Raw genomic sequence first — 11587 nt, forward strand, 5'->3', positions numbered from 1 at the left:
TTTTACAACATCAGCGCCAAGTCCACCCCAAATCAAATCAATACTTTTGCGTCTCTGGCTTTGACGTATCTTGTTGCCATGCTTTGTTCGGTCGGCATGTTCTTCGTGACTGCCGAGCAGAAAAATCTCTTGCTCGAACTGGCAAAGGCAAATTGGGCGACATACATTCTGGGTTTGGCAATTGTGGGACTTGAGTTTGGCTTCATATGCGTTTATCGAGCAGGATGGAAGATCGGTGTGGCAAATCTTTTTGCAAGCATTGCATTGGCCTGTGTGCTGCTCCTTATTGGCGTTCTAGCGTTCATCGCGAAACTGTCCGAGCGCTACCGCATCCGCGAGATCGCCTATGACCGCTACGGCGCGGAGAAGATCCGGCGGGATCTAGAAGAATTGGGCGCGGAGCACGGCTTTACGGTGTTCCCGTTCGGGCAGGGCTTCGTCTCCATGTCTCCGCCGTCTAAGGATTTCTACCAGTTTGTGATGGAGGGGAAAATCCGCCACGGCAAGCACCCCGTGCTCGACTGGAACATGGGCAATGTGATCGTCGATCAGGACGCGGCCGGCAACATCAAGCCCAATAAGAAGAAATCCACCGAGAAGATCGACGGCGTGGTCGCCTTGATCATGGGCTTCGCGCGGGCGGCGCTCTGTGCCGGCGCGGGCGGCTCTATCTACGACGAGAGGGGGCTTTTGTATGTCTAGCCTCCTGGGAAGGATTTTTAAGCCGAGGGACAAGCCCGGGGGGCGACCTTCGTCCGGGGGGCGATCTTCGCCGAGCAACTCCCTGAACGGTGGCGCGTACTCTTTTTTCTCCGGCGGCACCGCCGCCGGCAAGGCGGTCAACGAGCGTAGCGCCATGCAGATGACCGCCGTCTATGCCTGCATACGGATTCTGTCCGAGTCGGTTGCGTCGCTCCCGCTGCATGTGTACCGCTACAACGACTCGGGAGGAAAAGAGAAAGCCCTCACACATCCGCTGTACGGCATACTGCACGACGAACCGAACCCGGAGATGTCGGCGTTTTCATTCCGGGAAACCCTCATGACGCATCTGCTCCTGTTCGGCAACGGCTACGCCCAGATTATCCGAAACGGGCGCGGCGAGGTCGTGGCGCTCTATCCGCTGATGCCCGACCGAATGAGCGTGGATCGGGATTCGCGCGGGCGGCTGTTCTACGGGTATACCCGCTCGGATGGGGACGTCAATACGCTCGGCAAGAAGTCCACGGTCATACTCGCGCAGTCGGACGTCCTCCACATTCCGGGCCTCGGCTTTGACGGGCTGGTCGGATATTCGCCCATCGCAATGGCGAAGAACGCCATTGGCATGGGTCTAGCCTGCGACGAGTACGGCGCGACCTTCTTCCAGAACGGCGCGCAACCAGGCGGTGTGCTGGAGCACCCGGGCGTTGTGAAAGACCCCAAGCGCGTGCGAGAGTCCTGGAACGCCATCTATCAGGGCAGTGCCAACGCGCACCGCGTCGCCGTTTTAGAGGAGGGAATGGCCTACAAGCCTATCTCCATCTCCCCGGAGCAGGCGCAGTTCCTGGAGACACGCAAGTTCCAGATCGACGAGATCGCGCGCATCTTCCGGGTGCCGCCCCACATGGTGGGTGACTTGGAAAAGAGCAGCTTCTCCAATATCGAGCAGCAGTCGCTGGAGTTCGTGAAGTACACGCTCTCCCCGTGGATCACGCGCTGGGAGCAGTCCATTCACCGCGCGCTGCTGCTTCCAAGCGAGAAACAGCGCTACTTTGTGCGCTTCAACGTGGAGGGGCTGCTGCGAGGAGATTATCAATCGAGGATGAACGGATACGCGGTCGCGCGGCAGAACGGCTGGATGAGCGCCAACGACATCCGGGAACTCGAGAACCTCGACCGCATCCCGCCCGAGGACGGCGGCGACCTTTTCCTCATCAATGGGAACATGACCAAACTATCCGACGCCGGCGTGTTTGCGGCCGGTCGGCAAAACGAGGAGGCAGTTCAATGAAAAGATTCTGGCGGTGGTCGGAACCCGACTGCCGGGCGCGCGATGAAACCGTGCCGGATGCCCGCACACTGTACCTGGACGGCGTGATCGCCGAGGAGAGCTGGTTCGAGGACGACGTGACGCCCGCCGCGTTCAAGGCCGACCTCGTCTCCGGCAGCGGGCCCATCACCATCTGGATCAACAGTCCGGGCGGATGTTGCGTTGCTGCGGCGCGGATCTACAACATGCTCATGGAGTACCCCGGCGACGTGACCGTCAAGATCGACGGCATCGCGGCCAGCGCCGCATCCGTCGTCGCCATGGCCGGCACGCGGGTCTTCATGTCGCCCGTGTCGACCATGATGATCCATAACCCCACGACGCTGGCGCTGGGCGACAGCGAGGAAATGCGCAAGGCGGTTCAAATGCTCGACGAGTATAAGGAGTCGATCATCAACGCCTACGAGATCAAGACGGGCCTATCCCGGGCAAAGCTGTCCCACCTCATGGACGCCGAGACGTGGATGAACGCCAACAAGGCGCTGGAGTTGGGCTTCTGCGACGAACTTCTGTTCAAGGAGTCCGCGCCGCCCGGCGAAGCGTCGGAGAACAGCTTCTCCTTCTCTCGCAGGGCCGTCACCAACAACCTCATGGACAAGGTAAAAGCTCGAATCCCCAAGCCCCCGGAGGGCGTTCCCGTGGAGTCGCTGGAGAAGCGGCTCTTTCTTATTTCCCACTAAACGAACGGAGGAAACAGTATGAACCAGATTCTTACCCTGCGCGAGAAGCGCGCCAAGGCGTGGGACGCCGCCAAAGCCTTTCTCGATTCCAAGCGTGGCAACGACGGCATGCTCTCCGCCGAGGACGCCGCGACCTACGACAAGATGGAAGCCGACGTCGTGACCCTGGGCAAGGAAGTCGAACGCCTGGAGCGCCAGTCCACGCTCGACCTCGAGCTCTCTCAACCCACCCGATCCCCCCTGACCGATAAGCCCGGCGCGGCTGCGGACAAAGGCAAAACGGGCAGGGCCACCGACGAGTACAAGTCCGCCTTCTGGCAGGTCATGCGCAACAAGTCGGTGTCCCACGAGGTGTACAACGCGCTCAAGATCGGTGAGGACGATCATGGCGGTTTCCTCGCGCCGGATGAGTTCCAGCGCACCCTCATCGAAGCGCTCCAGGAGCAGAACATCTTCCGCGGGCTCGCCAAGGTGATCACCACGTCCTCGGGCGACCGGAAGATCCCGGTCGTGGCGAGCAAGGGCAGCGCCTCGTGGATTGACGAGGAAGCCGCCTACCCCGAGAGCGACGACACCTTCGGCCAGGTCTCCATCGGCGCTTACAAGCTGGCGACCATGATCAAGGTCAGCGAAGAACTGCTGAACGACTCGGTGTTCGACGTGCCCTCCTACATCGCCCGCGAGTTCGCGCGCCGGATCGGCGCGGCCGAGGAGGAAGCGTTCTTCACCGGCAACGGCAGCGGCAAGCCCCTGGGTATTCTGGCAACGACGGGTGGCGCGGAAACCGGCGTGACGGCGGCCAGCGCGACGGCGATCACGATGGACGAGGTCATGGATCTGTTCTATTCGCTGCGCGCGCCGTACCGCCGGGGCGCCGTGTTCCTCATGAACGACTCCACGGTCAAAGCGCTGCGCAAGCTCAAGAACGGACAGGGCGACTACATCTGGCAACCTTCCGTCACGGCGGGCACGCCCGACACCATCCTGAACCGCCCGGTGTACACCTCGGCCTTTATGCCGACCATCGCGGCCGGCGCGAAGTCGATCCTGTTCGGCGATCTTGGCTACTATTGGGTGGCCGACCGGGAGGGGCGCTCGTTCAAGCGGCTCAATGAGTTGTACGCCGCCACCGGGCAAGTGGGCTTCCTCTCCTCCGAGCGCGTGGACGGCAAGCTGATTCTGCCCGAAGCAGTGAAGGTGCTCGCGCAGAAGAGCGCCTGATGAAACGGACTGACGCGGGGTTGCCGAGAAATAGGCAACCCCTATCTATTAGGAGGTATCCGGATGAGCGACTACCAATCAAGGAACTACACCGCCCACGGCGGCCGCGAGACCGTCATCGGTGGAAAATTGACATTTCTGCCCGGCGCAACGGTCGAAGGACTCGACGAGGCGCTTTCCATGCCGAAGGCGCCCTTCCAGCCCGACAGCGAGGCTGCGACCGTCGCCGCGCTCCGCGCGGATTTCAACGCGCTGTTGAGCACGTTCCGCGCCGTTGGCCTCATGGAAAGCGAGGCGGAGGGGACCTCAACTGGAACCACGGGCGAAGGTGAAGGCGAGTGATCGTCACCGTCCCCGAGCTGAAAGCGCACCTGCGCATACAGCACGACGAGGAAGACGCGCTGCTTCAATCCTTGCTCATGCAGGCGCAGGCAGCCGCCGAGGATTTCTGCCGTACAGCTTTTGATACGGATGCACCACAGGCCGTGCGGCTTGCCGTGCTACTCATGGCTTCCCATTTCTACGAGTGTCGTGACAGCAGCGAGAAGAACGGCTACAACATCATGACCGCCGCGTTCCGGGCGCTTTTGTATCCACACCGCGCCATTGAACAGATGTTTTAGGAGGCTCGCCCATGCAGCGCAACATCCCGCATCCAGGCCGGCTCCGGCACATGATCGAGATCGGGCGCACCGTGAGCGCCATCAACGAGAACGGCTACCCCGAGGAAACGGACGAAACCGTCTGCCGGGTATGGGCCGCCGTAGAGGACGATTCATCCCGCTACTTCATCGCCGGCGACGCCGAAACCGCCGAGCGCGGGCTGTGCTTCATCATCCGCTGGCGCGGGGACATCCAGCCCGGCATGTGGATGCGCTTCCGAGACGAAAAGCACGGGATCACAAAGCTGGGCGAGTACGATTTCAAGCGCCGGTACCTCAAGCTGACCACGGAGTCCTCGAAGGGGGTGGGCGGATGAAGCAAGTTCAAGACGCGCTGAAGCCCACCGGCATCCCCGCTTTCCCCAACGCGTGGAAGCCCACCGCCGCGCAGCCGACCGCGCCGGCGCAATACATAGTCTACACGACAATGACCACCGAGGGCGAGCATTGGGACGACGACCTCCGGCGCTATCGAGTGTACGTCTACCTCAACCTCTGGAGTGAGCCCGACCCTACAGAAGCCATCCTGACAGTCCGCGCCGCTCTGCGTGCCGCTGGATTCGCGCTTATCGATGAAAGAGTCCGGGCGTCCCCGGATGAGGAAGCCAACCAATACCTCGTCTCATGGACTTGGGTGCTCTGGATGGAATCGGAGGGATCGCCATGAGCCTGGAATTCAAAGGCGGTGCGGAACTGCGCGGGGACATCGCGCGGATGTCGGAAGCGCTCCGAACGGACGGCGGGGACGCCGCTGCCAACCGGATACTCGAAACCGCTGCGCAGCCGCTACTGGATCAGATGATTCAGAACGCGAGCACCGACCCGCAACCGCGATCCGGCAAGCTGCGCGGCGCGCTCCGAATCAAGAAAGCGTCCGGGCGGCGCGGCGCGCGCGTGACGGTTGGCGTCCACCGCTCGGATGGCGCGGCCTATGGCGTGCCGGTCGAGTTCGGGCACGGCGGCCCCCATCCCGCGCCGCCGCATCCCTTCGTTCGCCCCGCGTTCGACGCCAGGGCGGAAGAAGCCTATGAAGAACTGAAGAAGCTCCTGAACGAAGCCCTCGACAAACGGGGGCTTTTCTAAACCCCAGACTGTAGATTGGAGGAACAACTCATGCCTGAACCGACCGCCTCCCCCGTGGTATCCAGCACCGTTGGTCTCAAAAACGTGGTGCTCGCGCCGCTGACCACCGATACCGAAGCCACACTCGCCTATGGCGCGCTGCAACTCCTCGCCGGCGCCATCGACGCGCAGATCTCCCCGGAGAACGCCGACCCTGACATTCAGTTTTTCGATGACATCGAGGGCTCGGTGCTGTACCCCGACCCCGACGTCAAGCTGACCATGGAGATGGCGGACATCCCGCTTACGCTGCAAGAGATGATCCTGGACAACACCATCGACGACAACGGCGTGCTCCTCCGCGCCGCGGGTGATTCGCCGCCCTATTTCGCGCTCGGGTTCAAGAGCGAGAAGGCGGACGGCACCTTCCGCTTTGTGTGGCTGTTCAAAGGCCGCGCCAAGCCCGCGACCGAGCAGTACCATACGAAGGAAGGCAAAACGCTGACCCGGCAGACCGGCAAACTCGAGTGGTCGTTCCTCAAGCGCACCAACGATGGGCGCTATCAGGCGATTGCCGACGAGGGCCAGAATGGCTTCACCCCGGAGAAGGCCGCAACATTCCTGACCAGCGTGTATACGCCGGTGGTCACGCCCGCCGGCGGCTGATTATCAATAGAGAGGAGCACCGATCATGATCACCTGCACCCTGAAAGACAGGAAATATTCCATTGATTTCGTGTCCGGCCGCGCGCTGCGTGAGATGGGTCCCGCTGCGAAAATGCACGCGCACATCACCGGGCTCGCGAAGAGCGCGCTGGAAGGCAGTCCCGTAACCGACGAAACCAGCGTTGAGGACGCCATGGACGTGCTCGTCCGCTGGTTCTGCATTCTCTTCGGCAACCAGTTTTCCCCCGACGACGTGTTCGACCACTACCCGGTGGACCGCCTGATCCATGACGTCACCTTCGCCATGATGGCGGTCCAGGCCCAGGCCACCTCCGTGCTCTCTGAATTCCCTATGCCGGCAGCGCAGGAGACGAAGGCGTCCTGACGCTGCACGACTACATCCTGGCGACCTACAACGAACTCCTGAAAGCCGGGTGGACCATGACCGACATCGACGTCATGGACATGCCCGGCTTTCTCTCTGTCCGTGCCTGGGACGCAAAGCGCGAGGAGCGCGCGAAGATTCCCAAGCGCCGGTTCATTGACGAGGCGTGGCCACAGCGGTCGCGCTGATTCTCTGCTGATTTCCTCATGAAAGGATGGCGACAACCTTGGCCGAAACCCTGCGCGACCTCGTCGTGTCGCTGTCTCTGGATTCGGATAATTTCAGCCGGAACCTTGGCAGCATCGGGAAACAGATCCAAGAGGCGGAGAGCCGGTTCAAGGCGGCCGGCGCCGGCGTATCCGGGTTCGAGAAGTCCGCCGCCGGGCTGGGCGCAAACCTCGCCATGCTCCGGGACAAGCTGCAGTTACAGGAAAAGGCGGTGGAGCAATACCGGCGCGCGCTGGACGCCGCCAATGGGAAGCTCACCGCCGCCGTCCGGAAGAACGACGAATTAAAGTCTTCGCTGGATGGGGCCAAGTCCAGATATTCCGACCTCAAGAGCCGGATCGACCAGACCCGCGCGGCCTATGCGGCCAGCGTCAAGGCGACCGGCGACAACAGCGAGGAATCCAACCGTCTGGGGCTGGAACTGCTGGATCTTGAGAAACAGTACAAGGCCACCGGCGCGGAGATCAAGAAGCTGGAAGGCCAGTTGGGCGCCAGCCGGAAATCCATGCAGAACGCCGCCGACGCGATGACGAAGGCGGAAACCGGCCTCAATGGCGCAAAAGCCGCCGTGAAGGAAACCGCGTCGGAAATCCAGAGCTGCACCAATAAACTTGAAAAAGCGCGTTCGAAGTGGCTCGCCTCGGGCGCCGCCATGGAGTCCTTCGGGAAGAAGGCCACCGCCGCGGGTCAGGCGCTGGAGCGCGCCGGGCAGAAGCTGACGACCTTCGCCTCCGTCCCGCTCGCCGGGCTGGGCGTCGCCGCCGCCAAGGCGTCCATCGACTTTGAGGAAGCGTTCGCTGGCGTCCGGAAGACCGTGGACGCCACCGAGGGCGAGTACAAGCGGCTCGCCGCCGACGTAAAGACCATGTCCACGCAGGTGACGGCGGACACCACCGCCATCGCCGCCGTCATGGAAAACGCGGGGCAGCTGGGCATCAAAAACGCCGCGCTGACGCCGTTCACCCGCGCCATGATCGACCTGGGCAACGCGACGAATCTGGCGGCGGATGAAGCTGCTGTGGCGCTGGCGCAGTTCGCCAACGTCACCGGCATGGCCCAGGACAACTTCGGGCGCCTGGGCTCGGTCATCGTGGAACTCGGCAACAACATGGCCACCACCGAGCGGGACATCGTTGCGATGGCGACCCGGCTCGCCTCCGCGGGCACTCAGGTCGGATTAAGCGAATCCCAGATCCTGGGCTTCTCCACCGCGCTGGCGTCGGTGGGCATCGAAGCCGAAGCGGGCGGCAGTGCGTTTAGCAAGATCATGGCGCAGATGCAGCTGGCCGCGGAGACCGGCAAGAGCGGCCTCTCCGACTTCGCGAAGGTCTCCGGCATGACGGCCTCCGAATTCCAGCAGGCGTGGAAGGCCGACGCAGCGTCCGCCATTCAGGCGTTCATTGTGGGCCTTTCCAAGATGGACGAGTCCGGGATCAGCGCCATCGCAACGCTTGAGAACATGGGCATCACCGAAGTACGGCTCCGGGACACGCTTTTGCGCGCAACCAACGCCAACGAGCTGTTCGGTAAGTCCTTGGAGCTTGCGAACGATGAGTGGAAGCGCAATACCGCGCTGACGAAGGAAGCATCCACCCGGTACGCCACGACCCAGAGCCGGATCACCATCCTCGGCAACAAGGTGAAGCTGTTCGGGCAGACGATCGGCGACGACCTATCCCCAACCCTCAAGAACATGATCTCCGGCGCGGACGACCTGCTGGACAGCCTCATGGATCTGGACGCGGGCCAGCGCCAGGCGCTGATCACCGCGGCCGCGTGGGTCGCGGGCATCGGGCCGGGGATTCTGGTGCTGGGGAAGCTCAATACCGCCGTCGGCACGATCTCCACCGGGTTCGGAAAGCTGATCACCACCACGGTCGAAGCCGGCGGCGGGATGAAGGGCGTGCTGGCCGCGTGCGGGAGCCTGCTGGGCCCCGTCGGCATCGCGGCGGTCGCCGCGGCGGCGCTGTACGGCGCGTACCGCTGGATCGACTACGCCTCCGGCGCCAGGGAGGCGCGGGAAGCGCTGCAGGGCATGGCGGAAACGGCCAAAGCATGGTCGGAGCAGCAAGCCAACACCGTGTTCGACACCGGAAACGACGCGTTTGCGCGGTTCGGCCTCTCGCCGGACAGCTTCGGCGGGATCGAGGAGTCGAAAGACTGGCTGACCCGACTCAACGCCACCTGGACCGACGGCAAGCAGGAAACCTCCGAGATCGTCAAGTCCTATGTGGACGAGTTCAAGGCGGACAGCGATCAGCTGCGCCAAGCGGTGGAGGAGCGCCAAAAGATCCTCAAAGGTCTGGGCGTGAAAGATTCGCGGTCGGACGAGGTGCTCAAGCAGCTCGACACCTACGACAAAGCAGTTCAGGCCCTGCTGAAGAAGCGCCGGAACGGGAAACTTTCCGAAAAGGACCAGGCGCGGCTTCAGGAGATCGTCACCCAGCGGGTGCAGATCAAGCTGGAGTATACGCTGGGGGAATCCGGCGGGTACGAGCAGATCCTGCAGGGGGTTGAAGCCGAGAAGGCTCGCCTTGAGGCGGAGGGTGGCTCCACATCCATCGACCTGTACGCCGACGCCATGAAGGCCGCCGCCCAGGGCAGCGCCGAGTACAACAAGGCGCTCGAGGAAACCTACGCCTCCGAGTACAAGGTCATCGCCGCGATGGAGGACGGCGCGGAAAAACAGAAGGCGTTGGACGCTTTGAATGCGCAGCACAATCAGGCAAAGATCGAAGGCGCCAGGAAGTATGCGGAAGCTCTGTCCCAGCTGGTGGGGCCGATGCTGCAGAGCGATGAGCTCGGCGGCGCGGACGAGAAGCTGCAGAAGCTGGTCGGCCTGCTTTCTGAGTTTCAGATCGCGGCCGCCCAGGGCGGCAACACCTCCGGCATCCTGGCCCAGCTGGACGAGCTGACCAAGGGCATGGATGAGGGGGAACTGGCATCGTATCTGGCGATTCTCACCCAGATCCAGGACGCGGTGCAAGCAGGCGGGGCCGGACCTTCCGGCGGCCTTACCCCTGATGAAACAGCGAAGCTGTTCCCTGACCTCAACATCACGGACGTGCTGGGCGGGTATACGTCCATTGCCGATTTCCTCAAGGCCAACGCCGGGTCCTTCGAGGGCCTCTCCGCCATGTTCAACGAGGCGCTGCTAGATGAGATCAAGCGTGTGCTGGTGGACCTGGACCTGACCAGCGCCTCGGCCGCGTGGGAGCAGTTCAAAACCGATACGTCGTCGCTGACCACGGCGCTGTCCGCCACCGTCACCGGCACCGTGCAGTTGACGCCCATCGATGCCCAGGCCGCGGCGGACTTCCGGGCGGCAAATCCCGTTTCCCTCGACGGCCAGGTCATGAAAGTGGGCATGGTGGAGGGCGCGGAGCAAACCTTCAAGGACAAATTCGACGCGGGGCTCCTGGCGCTCTACGACGAGCACGGCGTCCCGATCCCGGTCACGCCCGAGGCGATGGCGCAGATCAAGGCCACCGATCTGGTGCTGGGCACGGATGAAAACGGCGTGCTGCACGTGCAGGTGCTGCCCAAGATCGGCTCGCCGGAGGGCGTTGAGAACGCGGAGGCGGGCCTGAACACAAAGCCCCAGAACTTCCTCCCCGACTGGCTGAAGTCCAGCACCTCCGACAAAGTCACCTCCATCACCAGCCTCGTGCAGGGGGTGGAGGATCTGGCCGCGGCCGGCGAAACCTTAAGCGCCCAGCAGGGCAAATCTGTGGTGCTGGAACAGCTCTTCAGCCTGAACCCCGAGGAACTGCAGAACATAGCTACCTACATCACGCAGGCGATGGCGGCACTGAGCAGCGGTACGCTGGACGCTGCCTCGGAGGCAAAGGTTCGAGAACAGCTGGACGCGCTGCTGACCGTCGTGCGGACCGCGGACGAATACCTGGGCGTCGGCAACGATATCTCCGCCGGCATCGCGGGTGGCATGACCACCTACAGCTGGACCGGTGATGCGGCCACTGTCGCCAGTTCCATTGAGACTGCATTGAGAGCCGCCGCGCAGACACACTCACCCTCTGCCATGACGCGCCCGATTGGCATAGACCTGTCCGCCGGCGTCGCGGCTGGCATGATGGCCTACGGGTTCGGCTCCGCGGCCGGTGTAACGGCGGTCAAGGCTGTTTCAGCTTTGAAAATAGAGCTTTCTTCCAATACCACAAAGCCCATCGGTCTCTCCGCCATGGCTGGGCTCGCCCTTGGCATTTTGAGCGGCCAGAACATTGTCGTGAATGCCATGAAGATCGTTGCGGAAGCCGCTGTGCACGCGGCGAAGGAAAAGCTGAAGATCCAGTCGCCCTCGGCTGTGTTCCGCGACGAGGTGGGCCGCATGATGATCCGGGGCATCGGTGAAGGCGTGCTGCTGGAGCGCGAGGCCCAGGCGAAGGTCATCCAAAACGCCGCCCGGTACCTGACCGGCGCGGCGCAGGCGGGCACGTCCATGAGCAGCGGCTACGACAACCGCCGCACCTATCACCAGGATCAGAGCGTGACCGTGCAGGTGGAAAAGCTCTATGTCCGGGACGACAGCGACGTGCGCAGCCTCGCCATTGAGCTGGCGCAGTTCAACAAGACCCAGTACGCCGGGATGGGCGTCAGATGACAAAGCAATCGAGGTGATCCACGGTGGCCA

Annotated in this window: 13 protein-coding genes; all 13 read left to right on the forward strand. The window is 62.8% G+C overall.

Going from position 1 to position 11587, the window contains the following annotated elements:
• A partial coding sequence (locus ACH6CV_RS17470; protein ID WP_456359502.1) for a terminase TerL endonuclease subunit occupies positions 1 to 702 on the forward strand: 702 nt, incomplete at its 5' end.
• Positions 695 to 1993, forward strand: coding sequence for a phage portal protein (locus ACH6CV_RS17475; protein WP_456359503.1), 1299 nt, complete (start codon positions 695 to 697; stop codon positions 1991 to 1993). The genes ACH6CV_RS17470 and ACH6CV_RS17475, both read left to right, overlap by 8 nt.
• The gene (locus ACH6CV_RS17480) at positions 1990 to 2712 is read left to right on the forward strand and encodes a head maturation protease, ClpP-related (protein WP_456359504.1); all 723 of its coding nucleotides are present in this window, start codon (positions 1990 to 1992) and stop codon (positions 2710 to 2712) included. Before ACH6CV_RS17475 ends, ACH6CV_RS17480 begins: the two co-directional genes overlap by 4 nt.
• An 18-nt stretch (positions 2713 to 2730) precedes the next feature.
• Positions 2731 to 3933: a phage major capsid protein gene (locus ACH6CV_RS17485; protein ID WP_456359505.1), complete on the forward strand. Its 1203-nt coding sequence runs from the start codon at positions 2731 to 2733 to the stop codon at positions 3931 to 3933.
• Between the two features lie 63 nt (positions 3934 to 3996).
• Positions 3997 to 4275, forward strand: coding sequence for a Head fiber protein (locus ACH6CV_RS17490; RefSeq protein ID WP_456359506.1), 279 nt, complete (start codon positions 3997 to 3999; stop codon positions 4273 to 4275).
• On the forward strand, positions 4272 to 4556 hold the full coding sequence (locus ACH6CV_RS17495) for a head-tail connector protein (protein ID WP_456359507.1): 285 nt from the start codon (positions 4272 to 4274) through the stop codon (positions 4554 to 4556). Before ACH6CV_RS17490 ends, ACH6CV_RS17495 begins: the two co-directional genes overlap by 4 nt.
• An 11-nt stretch (positions 4557 to 4567) precedes the next feature.
• Positions 4568 to 4912 carry a phage head closure protein gene (locus tag ACH6CV_RS17500; protein WP_456359508.1) on the forward strand — a complete coding sequence of 115 codons (345 nt, stop codon included), beginning with the start codon at positions 4568 to 4570 and terminating at the stop codon, positions 4910 to 4912.
• Positions 4909 to 5262 (forward strand): hypothetical protein, encoded by a 354-nt coding sequence (locus ACH6CV_RS17505; RefSeq protein ID WP_456359509.1) that lies wholly within the window; start codon positions 4909 to 4911, stop codon positions 5260 to 5262. Before ACH6CV_RS17500 ends, ACH6CV_RS17505 begins: the two co-directional genes overlap by 4 nt.
• Positions 5259 to 5678 carry an HK97-gp10 family putative phage morphogenesis protein gene (locus tag ACH6CV_RS17510; protein WP_456359510.1) on the forward strand — a complete coding sequence of 140 codons (420 nt, stop codon included), beginning with the start codon at positions 5259 to 5261 and terminating at the stop codon, positions 5676 to 5678. The genes ACH6CV_RS17505 and ACH6CV_RS17510 overlap by 4 nt, the downstream gene beginning before the upstream one ends.
• Positions 5679 to 5708: 30 nt before the next feature.
• Positions 5709 to 6323 (forward strand): major tail protein, encoded by a 615-nt coding sequence (locus ACH6CV_RS17515; RefSeq protein ID WP_456359511.1) that lies wholly within the window; start codon positions 5709 to 5711, stop codon positions 6321 to 6323.
• Between the two features lie 25 nt (positions 6324 to 6348).
• On the forward strand, positions 6349 to 6708 hold the full coding sequence (locus tag ACH6CV_RS17520; protein WP_456359512.1) for a hypothetical protein: 360 nt from the start codon (positions 6349 to 6351) through the stop codon (positions 6706 to 6708).
• Positions 6709 to 6764: 56 nt separating this feature from the next.
• A complete protein-coding gene (locus ACH6CV_RS17525; RefSeq protein WP_456359513.1) occupies positions 6765 to 6896 on the forward strand; it encodes a hypothetical protein in 132 nt (43 codons plus the stop codon).
• A 38-nt stretch (positions 6897 to 6934) separates the two neighbouring features.
• Positions 6935 to 11557 carry a phage tail tape measure protein gene (locus tag ACH6CV_RS17530; RefSeq protein WP_456359514.1) on the forward strand — a complete coding sequence of 1541 codons (4623 nt, stop codon included), beginning with the start codon at positions 6935 to 6937 and terminating at the stop codon, positions 11555 to 11557.
• Positions 11558 to 11587 lie beyond the last annotated feature (30 nt).

Origin of the sequence: Anaerozeibacter quisquiliarum, from assembly GCF_051162045.1 — a bacterium.
Lineage (GTDB): Bacteria > Bacillota > Clostridia > Christensenellales > Aristaeellaceae > Anaerozeibacter > Anaerozeibacter quisquiliarum.

Coding starts and splice junctions, on each gene's coding strand:
- ACH6CV_RS17475 (WP_456359503.1), top strand. CDS start 695: ATGTCTAGCCTCCTGGGAAGGATTTTTAAGCCGAGGGACAAGCCCGGG.
- ACH6CV_RS17480 (WP_456359504.1), top strand. CDS start 1,990: ATGAAAAGATTCTGGCGGTGGTCGGAACCCGACTGCCGGGCGCGCGAT.
- ACH6CV_RS17485 (WP_456359505.1), top strand. CDS start 2,731: ATGAACCAGATTCTTACCCTGCGCGAGAAGCGCGCCAAGGCGTGGGAC.
- ACH6CV_RS17490 (WP_456359506.1), top strand. CDS start 3,997: ATGAGCGACTACCAATCAAGGAACTACACCGCCCACGGCGGCCGCGAG.
- ACH6CV_RS17500 (WP_456359508.1), top strand. CDS start 4,568: ATGCAGCGCAACATCCCGCATCCAGGCCGGCTCCGGCACATGATCGAG.
- ACH6CV_RS17505 (WP_456359509.1), top strand. CDS start 4,909: ATGAAGCAAGTTCAAGACGCGCTGAAGCCCACCGGCATCCCCGCTTTC.
- ACH6CV_RS17510 (WP_456359510.1), top strand. CDS start 5,259: ATGAGCCTGGAATTCAAAGGCGGTGCGGAACTGCGCGGGGACATCGCG.
- ACH6CV_RS17515 (WP_456359511.1), top strand. CDS start 5,709: ATGCCTGAACCGACCGCCTCCCCCGTGGTATCCAGCACCGTTGGTCTC.
- ACH6CV_RS17520 (WP_456359512.1), top strand. CDS start 6,349: ATGATCACCTGCACCCTGAAAGACAGGAAATATTCCATTGATTTCGTG.
- ACH6CV_RS17525 (WP_456359513.1), top strand. CDS start 6,765: ATGACCGACATCGACGTCATGGACATGCCCGGCTTTCTCTCTGTCCGT.